This is a genomic window from Actinomadura opuntiae (assembly GCF_030283205.1).
Taxonomy (GTDB): domain Bacteria; phylum Actinomycetota; class Actinomycetes; order Streptosporangiales; family Streptosporangiaceae; genus Spirillospora.
Genome location: NZ_JASNWF010000016.1, coordinates 174,830 through 189,413 on the forward strand (window position 1 = coordinate 174,830; position 14,584 = coordinate 189,413).

Sequence of the window (14,584 nt, forward strand, 5' to 3'; positions counted from 1 at the left end):
GGGTAAGAGAAGGGGCGCTCGCGTCCAGCGCGCCGTGGGGTGGAGCGCCCTCGTCTGGCCTTACGGGTGGCGCGCGGCCGGGTGGCGCGCGGCCTTGCGGGTGGCGTGCGGCCTTTTGCGGGTGGCGCGCGGCCTTTTGCGGGTGGCACGCGGCCTTGCGGGTGGCACGCGGCCTTGCGGGTGGTGTGTGGGCTGGCGGGTGTGGTGGCGTGTGGACTTGCGGGGTGGCGCGCGGTCGGATGGCGCGGTGGTCTGGCGCGTGGCGTGTGTGCGTGGCGCGCGGTCGGGCGGCGGGTGGCGTGTGGTTTTGCGGGGGCGTGCGGTCTTGCGGGGTGCCGCGCGGTCTTGTGGGGTGGCGTGTGGGCTTGTGGAGTGGCGTGTGGTTTTGCGGGGTGGCGTGTGGTTTTGCGGGGTGGGGTGTGGGCTTGCGGGGGTGGGGTGGTGCGTTTTGTGGGTGGGTTAGGGGAGGGCTAGGAGGAGGGCTATGTAGGGTTCGGCCGCGTTGGGGTCGGGTGCGGGGTCCGGGGTGGCGGCGCGGAGGGCGGCGGCGTGTTCGTAGAGGTCGCGCTCGGCGCGGTCGAGGGCGGCGGACAGGACGTAGTCGTCGACGGTCCAGCCGATCAGTTCGGCGGCCTTGCGGATGGCGAGAAGCTGCTCTGCGGACGTGCCGAGGACGATGCGGCCGTCGGCTCCGGGGGCGGGAAGGTCCTGGCGGACCGACTCAGACATGGCCGGTCTCCTTCCTTGCGGCACCTCAAAGTACGCCGGGAGGGGTTGCCGGGGCATCCTCACTCAGGACGAGAATCGACGGATGGCGGGCGATGGCGGACGGCGGCGCGCGGCCTCAGCGGGTGCCCCAGGAGTAGGTCTGTTTCCGCAGCTTGAGGTAGACGAAGCTCTCGGTGGAGACGACGCCGCGGACGGCGCGGATCCGGCCCAGCAGTTCCAGCAGGCGCTCGTCGTCCTCGCACACCAGCTCGAGCAGGATGTCGAACGAGCCGGCGGCGATGACGACGTAGTCGATCTCGTCGACGGCGGCGAGCTCGTCGGCGATCGTCTCCAGGTCGCCCTCGCACTTGACGCCGATCATCATCTGCCGGGAGAAGCCGAGCATCAGCGGGTCGGTGACGCCGACGATCTGCATGACGCCGGCGTCCAGGAGCTTCTGCACCCGCTGCCGCACGGCCGCCTCGGACAGGCCGACGGCCTTGCCGATGGCGGCGTAGGAGCGGCGGCCGTCCTGCTGGAGCTGTTCGATGATCTGCTTGGCGGTCGCGTCGAGCTGGACGGCCGGCCGGGCCGTTCCCCGGCGGGCGGGAGGGCGCTCCTCCGTCATCGTTGGTACTCCTAGCTGCGGCATCGAGGGTGTGAGGCGGCTGGACCAAGTGAATTAGTCGTGAAACTGGATCGTAACAACGGAATCACTTGTATTGGTCGAGATCCTCTGTCAGGGTCAGGCCAACGGGACAGTTCGGGCGGCGGCGCCCAGGAAGGATCGAGATGAGCGGCGAACGGCTGCGCAACTTTATCGGTGGCGAGTACGTGGACGCCAAGGACGGGCGGACGCTGGAGGTGGTCGACCCCAGCACCGGCGAGGCGTACGCGCAGGCGCCCGTCTCCGGCGCCGGGGACGTCGACGCCGCGTTCCGCGCCGCCGCGGAGGCGTTCCCTGCCTGGCGGGACGCCACCCCCGGCGAGCGCAGCCTGGCGATGCTCCGGTTCGCGGACGCGGTCGAGGCGCGGGGGCGCGAGCTGGTCGAGGCGGAGAGCCGCGACACCGGCAAGCCCGTCCAGCTCACCATGGAGGAGGAGCTGCCGCCGATGGTGGACAACCTCCGCTTCTTCGCGGGGGCGTCGCGCGTCCTGGAGGGCAAGGCCACCGGCGAGTACCTGGCCGACCACACCTCCTCCATCCGGCGCGAGCCGATCGGGGTCTGCGCGCAGGTGACGCCGTGGAACTACCCGATGATGATGGCGGTCTGGAAGATCGGGCCGGCGCTGGCGACCGGCAACACCGTGGTGCTCAAGCCGTCGGACACGACGCCGGTCAGCACGCTGATGCTGGCGGAGATCGCGGCGGAGTTCCTGCCGCCGGGCGTCTTCAACGTGATCTGCGGCGACCGCGACACCGGCCGCGCGCTGGTGGAGCACCCGACGCCGCAGATGGTGTCGATCACCGGCAGCGTCCGGGCGGGCATGGAGGTCGCCGCGTCCGCCGCCAAGGACCTCAAGAAGGTGCACCTGGAGCTCGGCGGCAAGGCGCCCGTCGTGGTGTTCGACGACGCGGACGTGGAGTCGGCGGCGCAGGGCATCGCCGAGGCCGGCTACTTCAACGCCGGGCAGGACTGCACCGCGGCGACGCGGGTGCTGGTCGCCGACCGGCTGCACGACGACTTCACGGCGGCGCTCACCGAGGCGGCGCGCGGCACCGTCGTCGGGCCCCCGAGCAACACCGACGCGTTCTACGGACCGGTGAACAGCGCCGCGCAACTGGAGCGCGTCCAGGGCTTCATCGACCGGGTGCCGGGGCACGCGGAGGTGCTCACCGGCGGTACGCGGGCCGGCGACACCGGCTACTTCTTCGAGCCCACGGTCGTCGGCGGGCTCCGCCAGGACGACGAGATCGTGCAGAACGAGGTGTTCGGCCCGGTCATCACCGTCCAGCGCTTCTCCGACGAGGCGCAGGCGATCGAGTGGGCGAACGGCGTCCGGTACGGCCTGGCGGCCAGCGTGTGGACGCAGAACCACGGGCGCGCGATGCGCATGAGCAAGGCACTGGACTTCGGGGCGGTGTGGGTGAACACCCACATCCCCTTCGTCTCGGAGATGCCGCACGGGGGCTTCAAGCACTCCGGCTACGGCAAGGACATGTCGATGTACGGAATCGAGGACTACACCCGCGTCAAGCACGTCATGCACTACATCGGCGCCTGAGGGACGCACCGCGGCGGTGCGCGGGCCGGCGTCCGTTCCCCCGGACGGGCGCCGGCCGGCGCGGGGGCGCCGCCGCGGTGGCCGGGCGCCACGAGCTCGTGAAGGAAACCCAGCCCATGACCGAAACCCAGCCCGCCCCGGCGCGCGACGACCCGGGTCGCGCAGTTCCCGCCATCGAGCTCACGGGAGTCGAGAAGACCTACCACGCCTACGGCGAGGCCGTCCCGGCGGTCCGCGGCGTGGACCTGGAGATCGGGCAGGGGGAGTTCTTCTCCCTGCTCGGCCCGTCCGGATGCGGCAAGACCACCACCATGCGCATGATCGCCGGCTTCGAGGAGCCGACGGGCGGCGAGATCTACCTGCACGGACGCAGCGTCACCGGCGTGCCCGCCAACCGCCGTGACGTCAACATGGTGTTCCAGTCGTACGCGCTGTTCCCGCACATGAACGTCTTCGACAACGTCGCGTTTGGGTTGCGCCGGCGCGGCGTCGGCAAGGCCGACGTCAAGGCGCGGGTCGGCGAGATGCTGGAGATCGTCGACCTGACGGGCCGGGAGCGGCGCCGTCCCGCCGAGCTGTCGGGCGGCCAGCAGCAGCGCGTCGCGCTGGCCCGCGCGCTGGTCAACCGGCCGCGCGCGCTCCTGCTGGACGAGCCGCTCGGCGCGCTGGACCTGAAGCTCCGGCAGGCGATGCAGGTCGAGCTGAAGCGGATCCAGCGGGAGGTCGGCATCACGTTCGTGTACGTGACGCACGACCAGGGCGAGGCGCTGACGATGTCGGACCGGATCGCGGTGATGAACGACGGGCTGATCGACCAGCTCGGCACGCCGCGGGAGATCTACGAGCATCCGGCGACGCGGTTCGTGGCCGGGTTCATCGGCACGTCCAACCTGCTCGGCGGGGAGGTCACCGAGGTGTCGGGGGGCGCCGCCGTGATCTCCTACGGGCCGGACGGGCGGATCGAGGTGCCGGTGCGCGGCGGGCCGGCGGTCGCGGCGGGGGAGCGGCTGGAGCTGACGGTCCGGCCGGAGAAGATCGGCATCGGGGCCGACAAGCCGGCCGGCGACCTGTGCGGCGTGCGCGGCACCGTGACCGAGGTCGTCTACCTCGGCACCTCGACGAGCTACAACGTCACCACCTCCACCGGGGCGGACGTGGTCGTGTTCCTGCAGAACGCCACGGGCGCCGACGACATCGCCGTTCGCGGGGACAGCGTCTGGCTGTCGTGGGACCCGCGCCACTCGTACGCCATAGGAGCCCCCCAGTGACGAACATCGACCCCGCGTTCCTGCGCGGACTGACCCGTCCCCGGCTGGCACGTTCCACCCCGTCCCGCCGGGACGTCCTGCGGCTGATGGGCGCGGCGGGCGCGGGCCTGGCCCTGTCGGCCTGCGGCGTGAAGGGGCAGGGCGGCAAGGGCAAGGTCACCCAGAACGACGTGCAGAAGTACTGGTCGGGCAAGGCCAGGACCGGCAAGCTCAACTGGGCGAACTGGCCGGGCTACATGGAGGACGACCACGCGACCATCAAGGCCTTCGAGAAGGCCACCGGGATCAAGGTGGACTACAAGGAGGTCATCCAGGAGATGGGCCCCTGGTTCGGCAAGATCCAGGCGCCGCTGGCGGCGAACCAGTCCATCGGCTTCGACCTGATGGTGATGACGAACGGGATCCAGCTCGAGCAGTGCCGGCAGCTCGGCTACCTGGCGCCGCTGGACCTGTCCCGGCTGAAGAACTTCCAGGCCAACGCCGGGGCGACGTTCAAGAACCCGTCGTACGACCCGGGCAACGCCTTCACGATCCCGTACGAGTCGGGCATCACCGGGATCGCGTACAACACCAAGTACGTGAAGGAGGAGATCACCAGCATCGCGCAGCTGTTCGACCCGAAGTACAAGGGGCGGGTCGGCATGATGGGCGACTCGCAGGAACTGGGCAACTTCGGGATGTTCCTGCTCGGCGTCGACCCCGAGAAGTCGACTCCGGCCGACTGGGAGAAGGCCGCGGCGAAGCTGCGCGAGCAGCGCGACAAGGGGATCGTCCGCAAGTACTACAACCAGGACTACGTCGACGCCGTCAGCAAGGGCGACGTGTGGATGACGATGGCGTGGTCGGGTGACGTGTACAGCATGACCAGTCCGGACGTGCGGTTCGCCATCCCGAAGGAGGGCGGCACCATCTGGACCGACAACATGTGCATCCCGAAGACCGCGAGCAGCCCGGTCGACGCTCTCACGCTGATGGACTGGCTGTACGTCCCGGAGAACAACGCGCCGCTCACCGAGTTCGTCAACTACATCACGCCCGTTCCGGGAGTGAAGCAGGTCATCGCGGCGGACGCGGCGAAGGCCACCGGTGACGACAAGAAGGACCTGACCCGGCTCAGCGCGAGCCCGCTGGTGTTCCCGTCCGAGGCCGACATGCAGCGGCTGCGGCACTACCGGCGGCTCACGCAGGCGGAGGAGGCGCAGTACCAGAAGATCTTCGAGCCCATCGCGAAGGGCTCGTGATGGCCCGCCGGTCCAGGGGCGGCGCGTCGACGCCGTACCTGATGATCCTGCCGAGCGGGCTGTGGATGCTGGCGTTCTTCATCGTCCCGATCGTGCTGATGGTGTCGCTGTCGCTGCAGACGGGCAACCTCATCGACGGGTTCCGCCAGACGTTCCACTGGCAGAACTACACCGACAGCCTGAACACCTACGGCGACAAGGTCGTCCGGTCGCTCTGGTACGGGCTGCTGGCGACGATCCTGTGCATCGCGCTCGCCTATCCGGCGGCGTACTGGATCGCCTTCCGCGGCGGGCGCCACAAGTCGACGTACCTGTTCCTGCTCCTGCTTCCGTACTTCGTGTCGTTCATCCTGCGGACGGTCTCGTGGAAGCTGGTGCTGACCGACAACGGGCCGATCCTCGGGCCGCTGCGCGACCACGGCATCGTGCCGTCCGGTTTCCACGTCCTGGACACCGGCGTCGCGGTGGTGTCGGGGCTGACCTACAACTTCCTGCCGTTCATGGTGCTGCCGATCTACGTGGCGCTGGAACGGATCGACGAGCGCGTCGTCGAGGCGGCCTACGACCTGTACGCCGGCCGCGCGCAGGCGTTCGCGCGGGTCGTGCTGCCGCTGTCGCTGCCCGGCGTGTTCGCCGGCGTCATCATGACGTTCGTGCCGGTGTCGTCGGACTACGTCAACGCCGAGGTGCTGGGCGGCCCGCAGAACACGATGATCGGGAACGTGATCCAGACGGAGTACTTCGACAACAGCGCCTACCCGATCGCGTCGGCGCTGTCGTTCGCGCTGATGGCGATCCTGCTCGTCGGCATCTTCGCCTACGCGCGGACGCTGGGCACGCAGGACGTTCTGGAGGCGGCGGGACGATGACGACGCTCACCCCCACCCGGACGGCGCGTCCGGCCGCGCCGCGGCGGCGCCGCCGCATCGCCGGGCTGCACCTCTACACGCTGCTGCTGATCGCGTGGCTGATCCTGCCGATCGCCATCATGATCCTGTTCGGCTTCAACGACACGCACAGCAAGCAGAACTTCCAGTGGCAGGGCTTCACCCTCAAGTGGTACGTCCACCTGTTCGACAAGGGGGACTTGACCACGGCGGCCGTCAACTCGCTGACGATCGCGCTGCTCAGCACCGCCATCACCACGGTCATCGGGACGTTCGCCGGCATCGCGCTCGGCCGGTACCGGTTCCGCGGCAAGGGCGCGACGAACCTGGTGCTGTTCATGGCGATCTCCTGCCCGGAGATCGTGATGGGCGCGTCGCTGCTGTCGATGTTCGTCACGTTCAACCTGCCGCGCGGCTACCTGACGATCCTGGTCGCGCACGTGATGTTCTCCATCGCGTTCGTGGCCGTGACGGTGCGGGCGCGGGTGGTCGGGCTCGACCCGGCGGTGGAGGAGGCCGCGCAGGACCTCGGGGCCGGCCCGTGGACCCGGTTCCGCCTGGTCACCCTGCCGATGATCATGCCCGGGGTGGTCGCGGGGGCGCTGCTGGCGTTCGTGCTGTCCATCGACGACTTCGTGATCACCAACTTCACCAGCGGCTCCACCATCACGTTCCCGCTGTGGATCTACGGCTCGACCCGGACGGGGACGCCGCCGCAGGTCAACGTGATGGGGACGATCATCTTCGCGGTCGGCGTGGTGATCGCGGTGGTGGCGGCGCGGCGCAGTATCCGCGCGTCCCGCTGAGCCCGCCAGGATGGACCCGTGGACGTGTCGAAGGCGCTCGCGGAGGCGGAACCCGCGCCTTACTGGCTCGCCGGCGCCGGCCGGCCCGAGCCGGGGCCGGCGCTCGCGGGGGAGGTGACGTGCGACCTCGCCGTGGTCGGCGGCGGCTACGGCGGCCTGTGGACGGCCCTGCTCGCCAAGGAGCGCGACCCGTCCCTGGACGTGGTCGTGCTGGAGGCCGGGCGGGTGGGGTCGGCCGCGTCGGGACGCAACGGCGGGTTCTGCGCGGCCAGCCTCACCCACGGCCTGGAGAACGGCGCCGGCCGCTGGCCGGACGAGATGCACGCCCTCGAACGGCTCGGCTGGGACAACCTGCGCGCCATCGCCGCGACCCTCACCCGCTACGGCATCGACGCCGAGTGGGAGCCGACCGGGGAGATGACCGTCGCGACGGCGGAGTGGCAGGTCCCGGCGCTGGAGCGGGAGGCGGAGAGGGCGTACGAGCTGGGCTGGGAGCCGATCCTGCTCGGCCCGGACGCCGTCCGCGGGGAGGTCGCCTCGCCCACCTACCTCGCCGGGCTGTGGGACCGCGACGCCGTCGCCATGGTGCATCCCGCAAAGCTCGCCTTCGGGCTGGCCGCCGCGTGCAGGTCCCTCGGCGTCCGCATCCATGAGAACACGCGGGTGACCGGTCTGCGGTCGGACGCCGGCAGGCTGCGGCTGAGCGGCGCGTACGGGTCGGTGACGGCCCGGCACGTCGCCCTCGCGACCGGCGCGTTCCCGCCGCTGCTGCGGCGCATGCGGGGCTTCCTGGTCCCGGTGTACGACTACGCGCTGGTCACCGAGCCACTCACCCCGGCGCAGCGGGAGGCCGTCGGCTGGAAGCACCGGCAGGGCCTCGGGGACGGCGCGAACCAGTTCCACTACTACCGGCTCACGGCGGACGACCGGATCCTCTGGGGCGGGTACGACGCCGTCTACCACTACGGGAACGGGCTGCGTCCGGAGCTGGAGAACCGTCCCGCCACGTTCGCCGCCCTGGCGCGGCACTTCTTTAGCACCTTTCCCCAGCTCGAAGGCATCCGCTTCACCCACGCGTGGGGAGGCGTCATCGACACGTGCAGCCGTTTCTGCGCGTTCTACGGGACGGCCCACGACCGCAGGCTCGCCTACGCGGCGGGCTACACCGGCCTCGGCGTCGGAGCCACCCGCTTCGGCGCCGACGTCATGCTCGACCTCCTCCGCATCGGCCTGGCGCCCGGCGAGGAGACCGAACGCACGCGGCTGGCGATGGTGCGCTCCAAGCCCGTCCCGTTCCCGCCCGAACCGCTCAGGTACGGCGTCATCGAGCTCACCCGGCGGGAGATCGCCCGCGCCGACCGCAACGAGGGCCGCCGCGGCCTCTGGCTCCGCACCCTCGACCGCCTCGGCCTCGGCTTCGACTCCTAAGGAACAGCAGTGCCCGCCTCCGGCGGGCACTGCGAAGGAATCCGGCCCGTCGCGAGGAAGTGATCGCGCGAAAGAATCTGGCCCGTCGCGGGGCGTGTGGCGCGGGCTGGGGTTAGTCGGGGGCTTCTTCGGTGGCGCCGAAGATGACCGAGGAGACTTCCAGGTAGAGCTGCTCCGGGTAGGGCATGTAGCCGACGTTGCGCAGCGCCTGCTTCTGTCCGGCCGACTCCAGGATGAACTCGCCGTACCCGAGCATCCGCCCGGCGACGGACCGCTCCAGCGTGATGTCGGTGACCTTCGCCAGCGGCATCATCGCGATGGTGCGGTTCAGCACGCCGCTGATCAGCATCACCCGGTGCTCGGTGACCAGGAAGAACTGGAGGGACCAGGCGGCGACCTTCCAGACCAGGTAGCCGATCACCGGCAGCCACAGCCACCAGATCCAGATGGTCCCGGTGACGGCGGAGACCGTGGCACAGAGGATGAGGCTGGCGACGACGACGACGGCCGGCAGCAGGAGCACCGCCGGATGCCGGCGTACCGCGATGACCCGGCCCTCGTAGGCCATCAGGTACCTGTCGACGGTCCGCGACTTGGAGTCGCGGTAGACCATCATGTCCTGCAGATTCACGGCGGCGTCCTCGTCATGATCCGGTGTGTCCAACCGTAGCCCACCGCGGACCGGCGATGCAGGGACCGCGGGGTAAGGCGGGCGGGTCCGCGCGGGGAACGCGGCATTGGCCTTGTGCGCGCCGGGCACGCGCCTGATGATGTTGCTCATGGACGGCGTGCGCGACCCCGGGGAGCAGCCGCAGGAGGACCGCGCGGGCGCCCGCGGGCCGCAGGGCGGCTGGTCCCCTCCCGACGTCATGGGGCGCCCGATCTGGCGGCTGCTGCTGCGCGGGCTCGGGGTGTACCTGCCGGGCTGGCGGACGCCCGAGACGGTGCTGCGGGTCCCCGGCGGCGCGACCGGGTTCGGCCCGCCCGCGTTCGTGGACGGCGACGCCGGTTTCGGGCTGCAGCTCCCGGACCGCCGCCGGGGCCTGGAGCCCGACCGGGAGATCTACGTGAGGGGCCGCGAGAACCCGAGCTTCGGCATCGTGGTGGCGGGCCCGGCCGAGGCGATCGGCAGCCGGGTCGTGGACGCGGCGGTGCTGATGCGGTTCGCGCGGCGGCTGACGTTCGAGGAGCTGTTCGACACCGGCGACGCCGACTCGGTGCCGTACGCGGTGCGCGGGGCGCGTGCGGTGGAGAACGTGGTGTTCCTCGACCGGGCCGCGGGCGTCGGCCTGTGCGCGGAGGTCGAGCCGGTGACGCGCGCCCTGCACTGCCCGCTGTACGTGCGGATCGGCGGCCCGGCGGAGCGGACGGTGCGGGCCTACGGCGTGGACGGCGCCCCGAGTGACGGCGCGGCCTACGGGGTGGAGGACCAGGCGGTCAGGTCCCACAGCTGATGGGACGGCAGCCGCCGCAGCCGCTCGGTGGCGGAGGACGGGTCCCAGAACACCTCGTCGCTCTCCAGCTCCAGTGACTGCGCGGCGGTCAGCACCGCGCACAGCAGCTCGTCGCGGGTCCGGACGGCCATCAGCGGCCCGATCTGCGCCACCGCTCCCGAGCACTCCGACAGGGTGCGCAGCAGCGCCTTGAGGGCCTCCTCGTCCTCGGGGGCGCGCGGGGGCTCCACGCCGGGCGGCAGGCCGGGCTCGACGCGGGCGAGGCCGCCGCGCCGGTCGCCGCCGTTGGCGCTGAGGCCGTTGCGCGGCGCCGCGCTTCCGGCCGAGATGAGCAGGGCGCTGAAGGCGCCGGCGAGGTCCTCGGCAGCCAGCCCGCCGAGGAAGTAGCGGCGCCGCTCGGGGGAGCCGGGCGCCGTGCCGTCGGTGCCCTCGGCCGTGCGGAACCGGACGTTCAGCCGGCTGGCCCGCACGCACCGCTCGTACATCTCGGTGAGGATGTCGTCGAGCTGGTCGTCGCGCGTCCACAGCCGCCCGGTCGCGGTGACGGACGTCCCGCCGGGGTGCGTGCGCGGCCGGCCGGTCAGCGCGGCGGTGACGGTGTCGTCCAGTTCGCCCTCGGTGTACTGGAGCAGCTCGGTGACGACGTCCTCGACGTCCTCCAGCGTGCGGGTGAGGGTGCGCTGCAGTTCGAGGATCTCCTCGCCGCCGCGCTCCAGCTCGGCGAGCCGGTCCAGCGCGCCTTCGACCTGCCCGGCGACCGCCGCCGCGCCGGTGCTGGTCACCGAGCGCACCGACGTCTCGATCTCGCCGAGCTTGCGGCGCAGCGCGGTCAGCGTGATCCGCTGCTGCTCCAGGTCGTGCAGCCGGCCGGCCTGGACGCGCAGGTGCTCGTCGGCCTGGTGGACCCGCCCGGCCAGCTCCTCGACCTGCTCGCTGCTGTGCCGCAGCCGGCCGTCCAGCGCCGGCAGCACGTCCTGCTTGACCCGCGACAGCTCGGCGGTGAGCTGCTCGCCGACCGTGACCAGCACGTTGTTCTGCTTGGTGACCTGCTCGTTCAGCTCGTCGACGCGGCGGGTGAACGCGGTGGCCTGGTTGCGGCTCTGGCGGCCCGCGTAGAGTTCCAGCGCCCCGACCACGACGCACAGCACCACCAGGATGACCGTCGTCATGGCACTCCTCGGGCGGGGCGGTTCCTACCGGAATGGGTTTTGATCGCGACCATAACTTACGATCACGCGCGCCGACCGGAACTTACGTAACCGACTGATCTCAGTGACCGTCCGGTCTCATCCGCCCTTCATGCCACGCCACCGACGCCGTTGTGTGCTCGACCGGTTACGATTCGTCGCAGCCCTCGAACTGGGGCACGGTGGTGGTGACCTTCAACCCCGACGGGTCGAACCACTTGTGCAGCAGCCGCGGCGCGGTGCCGTCCTGGTACATCCCGGTGATCGCCTTGTTCACGGCCTCGCAGCCGTCCACGTCGTCCTTGCGCAGCCCGATGCCGTACGGCTCGTCCGAGAACGGCGCGTTGACGATCTTCACCTTGTGGCCCTGCCGGGCGGCCTGCGCGGCCAGGCCCGCCAGGATGAGGTCGTCGGTCGAGACGGCGTCGAGCCGGCCGGCGGTGAGCCCGGCGAGGCAGGCGGCGTACCCCTCGCTGGCGCCGACGTCGGCGGGCCGCGCGGCGACGCCCATCTCGTCGCGGACGCGCGGGAACGACACCGACCCGGCGACCCGGCACAGCCGCTTTCCGGTCAGGCCGTGGACGTTCTTCACCGCGGACGCGTCGGACTCCCGCACGAGGACGTCCTGGTGCGCGACGTAGTACGGCCCGGCGAACGCGACGTCCAGCTTCCGCTCGGGCGTGATGGAGTAGCTGGCGACGACGAGGTCGACCTTGCCCGCCTTGATCAGGCTCTCGCGGGTCTTGGACGTCACCGGCGCGAAGCGGACGTGCGACCCGGTGACGCCGAGCCGCCTGGCGACCTCCTTGGCGATGTCGATGTCGAAGCCCTCGTAGGTGCCGCCGGCCCGGGACCCGACGCCCGGCTGGTCGGTGTTGACGCCGATCGTCAGCTCGCTCTCGTGCGCGACGGACGACTCGCCCGCGTCGGCGATCCCGCACGCGGCCGCCGCCAGCGCCGTCCCGGCGGCCAGCAGCGCCGCCGCCGCGCGCCGGGCGCGCCCGTCCCGCCGCATCCCCATGGTCCTCATTCCGCGCGCTCTCATCTCTGCCACCGGTACTCGGCCAGGCGCGGCCGCACCCCGAGGAGCGCGAGCGCGACGATGACGACGCCCGCGACGGGCAGCACCGCGTACCAGCCGCGCGTGCCGTGCTCGCCGTCCTCGACGGCCTGGTCGAAGGCGGCGTGGTGGATGCCGATCAGGGCGTGCATGTCCTTGTCGTAGCGGGCGAAGTCGGCGGTGGCCGCGCCGCGCGCCGCGATGGCCTCCTCGCGCCGCCCGCCGTCGGCGAGCTCGCGCATCCGGTGGTCGTTGAGCTGGACCCTCTGGTAGTCCGCCAGGACGCGGTTGAGCGCGGCATCGGTGTTCACGGGCCGGGCGAGGTCATCGACCCGGCCGGCCTCCGCGCCGAGGAAGCCGAGGAACGGCGCGCGTCCCCCATCGGCTGACAGCCCCTTCTGCACGGCCGCGTTGTACTCGTCGAGGCTCCCGGCCTTCAGGTACAGGATCGTCTGCGACTTCTGCAGATAGACCTGCTCGTAGGTGTCGGCGCGGTCCGGGTCGAGCAGGAAGCGCGTCTCGTCGGCGTTCGCGCTGTTGCCGATGGCGCGCGCCCGCGACAGCGACAGGATCGGGTCGAAGCCCTGCTCCTTCGCCCGGCGCAGGTCGTCGGCCTGCCCGGCGAGCATCGCGGCGCAGGAGGCGACGAGCGCCAGCGCGCCGAGCGTGGCGAGTGCCAGGCCCGGGTTCAGCAGACGCCGGAAGCGCCGCGCCAGGTACACCTGGAGCCCGGCCAGGACGGCCAGCAGGGCGACCCCGGCGACGATGACCCACACCGCGCCCGTCCGGACGTCGGACCGCTTGTCCTCGTAGGTGTGCCGGACGAGGGTGCCGTTGTCGAGCGTGAGGTTGTACGCCTTCGGCAGCAGGTCGAGCTTCATCATGTCGGTCGCCTGCCGGTACACGTCCAGCACGCGCTGCGGCGGACGTCCCGACGTGCGGGTGGACTGCTGGTCGAGCAGCAGTGCCTGCGAGGCGAGCCGCTCATAGCGGCCGAGCCCGTCCAGCAGCTCGCGGGCCGTGTTGTCCTCGGTGGTCTCGTCGGCCAGCTTCGCGGCCTTCAGCAGCGCGTCGCCGGCCTTCTGCCGGTCCTGGTCGTAGCGGGCCAGCGCCTGGTCGCGCCCGCCGCCCTGCGCGTCGCCGGCGAGCAGCGCGTTGGCGAGCTGGGCGTCCATGTCCGACAGCTGGAAGTACATGTCGCCGGTCGCGACGACCTGCGGACCGGCGTCGTGCCCGATCACCCGGACGCCGTCGCGGGCGTCGCCGACCGCGGTCCAGGCGACCGCCAGCAGGACCAGGAGCACCACGGCGACCACGGCGGTCAGCGCGCGGATCCGGCCGGCGACGGTGCGCGGCAGGAACCGTGCGATACCCGTGGGCTCCGCGGCGTCCGCGCGTCGCGGCCGCCGCGGGCGCCGCGACGACCGCGGCTCTGGCGGGGCGAAGGCGCCCGCGGCGGGCGCGGCGGGACGTCCGGACGGTGGGCCCGGCGGTCCCGCCGGCGCCTGCTGGACGGCCGTCATATCGCCTCGTCTCGGGTCAGCGTGATGGTGGTCCAGGCGCCGACGTGGATGCGGTCGCCCGCGGACACCGGGACCTCCACGTTCAGCGGGATCGGCTCGATGGAGCCGTTCAGGCACGTCCGGTTCGTGGAACCGGGGTCGACGAGCGTCCACGTGCCATTCGGCTTGGCCAGCAGCACCGCGTGGACGTGCGAGACGCCCGGGTCCTCCGGCGGCTCGTGCAGGTCGATCTCCGGCGGGGACGCCTGCGCCGAGCTCCGCCGCCCGATGCGGACCTGCCGGCCGCTGAGCGGGATCCGCCGCTCCGGCGCGTAGGGCGGGAACGCCAGCGACGCCGAGTCGGGCCCCTCCTCGGCGATGACCGCGTTGTAGTACTCGCGGTCGGCCACGACCACGGCCGTCCAGCCCGTCGCGCCGGGCACGGGAGGCGCCGGGACGGGCGGAGCCGGAACCGGGGGCGCGGGCACCGGCGGTGCGGGCACGGGCGGGGCCGGGACGGGCGGCGCGGGCACCGGCGGAGCCGGAACCGGCGGGGCGGGAACGGGCGGCAGCGGAACGGGCGACGAGGGCGGGGTCGGCCGGCCGCCGCCGGCCACGAAGTCGTATCCGCAGATCTCGCAGAACCGGTCGGTGCCGGGCTCGCCGCAGTCCGGGCAGGGCCGCTCCCCGCCGCCACCGGTCGGCCCCGGGACGGGCGGGGACGCGGGAGCGGGCGCGGAGCCGCCGATGAGCGCGCCGCACTCGTCGCAGTAGTCGGTGGCCTGGGACGTGTGTCCGCTGGGGCAGATCGCCATGC

General features: G+C 71.9%; 14 protein-coding genes. 7 read left to right on the plus strand and 7 right to left on the minus strand.

The window, feature by feature from the left end; translation table 11 throughout:
• Positions 1 to 459: 459 nt before the first annotated feature.
• Positions 460 to 729: a type II toxin -antitoxin system TacA 1-like antitoxin gene (locus tag QP089_RS31865; RefSeq protein WP_285916582.1), complete on the minus strand. Its 270-nt coding sequence runs from the start codon at positions 727 to 729 to the stop codon at positions 460 to 462.
• 115 nt (positions 730 to 844) lie between these two features.
• On the minus strand, positions 845 to 1,336 hold the full coding sequence (locus QP089_RS31870) for an Lrp/AsnC family transcriptional regulator (protein WP_285916583.1): 492 nt from the start codon (positions 1,334 to 1,336) through the stop codon (positions 845 to 847).
• 164 nt (positions 1,337 to 1,500) lie between these two features.
• Here QP089_RS31870 and QP089_RS31875 point away from each other — a divergent pair, with 164 nt between their 5' ends.
• From QP089_RS31875 to QP089_RS31900, 6 genes are all read left to right on the plus strand, one after another.
• Positions 1,501 to 2,934 (plus strand): gamma-aminobutyraldehyde dehydrogenase, encoded by a 1,434-nt coding sequence (locus tag QP089_RS31875; RefSeq protein ID WP_285916584.1) that lies wholly within the window; start codon positions 1,501 to 1,503, stop codon positions 2,932 to 2,934.
• A 116-nt stretch (positions 2,935 to 3,050) separates the two neighbouring features.
• A complete protein-coding gene (locus tag QP089_RS31880) occupies positions 3,051 to 4,202 on the plus strand; it encodes an ABC transporter ATP-binding protein (protein WP_285916586.1) in 1,152 nt (383 codons plus the stop codon).
• Complete coding sequence (locus QP089_RS31885) at positions 4,199 to 5,443, plus strand: ABC transporter substrate-binding protein (RefSeq protein WP_285916588.1); 1,245 nt, start codon at positions 4,199 to 4,201, stop codon at positions 5,441 to 5,443. The genes QP089_RS31880 and QP089_RS31885 overlap by 4 nt, the downstream gene beginning before the upstream one ends.
• Positions 5,443 to 6,312, plus strand: coding sequence for an ABC transporter permease (locus tag QP089_RS31890; RefSeq protein WP_285916590.1), 870 nt, complete (start codon positions 5,443 to 5,445; stop codon positions 6,310 to 6,312). Before QP089_RS31885 ends, QP089_RS31890 begins: the two co-directional genes overlap by 1 nt.
• Positions 6,309 to 7,136, plus strand: a complete 828-nt coding sequence (locus tag QP089_RS31895; RefSeq protein ID WP_285916592.1) for an ABC transporter permease — start codon at positions 6,309 to 6,311, stop codon at positions 7,134 to 7,136. The genes QP089_RS31890 and QP089_RS31895 overlap by 4 nt, the downstream gene beginning before the upstream one ends.
• 18 nt (positions 7,137 to 7,154) lie before the next feature.
• Positions 7,155 to 8,564: an NAD(P)/FAD-dependent oxidoreductase gene (locus QP089_RS31900; RefSeq protein WP_285916594.1), complete on the plus strand. Its 1,410-nt coding sequence runs from the start codon at positions 7,155 to 7,157 to the stop codon at positions 8,562 to 8,564.
• Positions 8,565 to 8,676: 112 nt separating this feature from the next.
• Here the strand turns inward: QP089_RS31900 and QP089_RS31905 are convergent, their stop codons facing one another.
• Complete coding sequence (locus QP089_RS31905) at positions 8,677 to 9,177, minus strand: PH domain-containing protein (protein WP_446474103.1); 501 nt, start codon at positions 9,175 to 9,177, stop codon at positions 8,677 to 8,679.
• 166 nt (positions 9,178 to 9,343) lie between these two features.
• On the opposite strand from QP089_RS31905, the gene QP089_RS31910 reads away from it, so the two are divergent.
• Complete coding sequence (locus QP089_RS31910) at positions 9,344 to 10,018, plus strand: hypothetical protein (RefSeq protein ID WP_285916596.1); 675 nt, start codon at positions 9,344 to 9,346, stop codon at positions 10,016 to 10,018.
• Here the strand turns inward: QP089_RS31910 and QP089_RS31915 are convergent.
• The 4 genes from QP089_RS31915 to QP089_RS31930 form a co-directional block, all read right to left on the minus strand.
• The gene (locus QP089_RS31915) at positions 9,979 to 11,187 is read right to left on the minus strand and encodes a hypothetical protein (protein WP_285916597.1); all 1,209 of its coding nucleotides are present in this window, start codon (positions 11,185 to 11,187) and stop codon (positions 9,979 to 9,981) included. The genes QP089_RS31910 and QP089_RS31915 overlap by 40 nt on opposite strands.
• Before the next feature lie 166 nt (positions 11,188 to 11,353).
• Positions 11,354 to 12,226, minus strand: a complete 873-nt coding sequence (locus tag QP089_RS31920; RefSeq protein ID WP_353070651.1) for a glutamate ABC transporter substrate-binding protein — start codon at positions 12,224 to 12,226, stop codon at positions 11,354 to 11,356.
• A gap of 20 nt (positions 12,227 to 12,246) precedes the next feature.
• Positions 12,247 to 13,788, minus strand: coding sequence for a GlnX family signal transduction membrane protein (locus tag QP089_RS31925; RefSeq protein WP_285916598.1), 1,542 nt, complete (start codon positions 13,786 to 13,788; stop codon positions 12,247 to 12,249).
• Positions 13,785 to 14,582: an FHA domain-containing protein gene (locus tag QP089_RS31930; RefSeq protein WP_285916599.1), complete on the minus strand. Its 798-nt coding sequence runs from the start codon at positions 14,580 to 14,582 to the stop codon at positions 13,785 to 13,787. Before QP089_RS31930 ends, QP089_RS31925 begins: the two co-directional genes overlap by 4 nt.
• Positions 14,583 to 14,584: the final 2 nt, after the last annotated feature.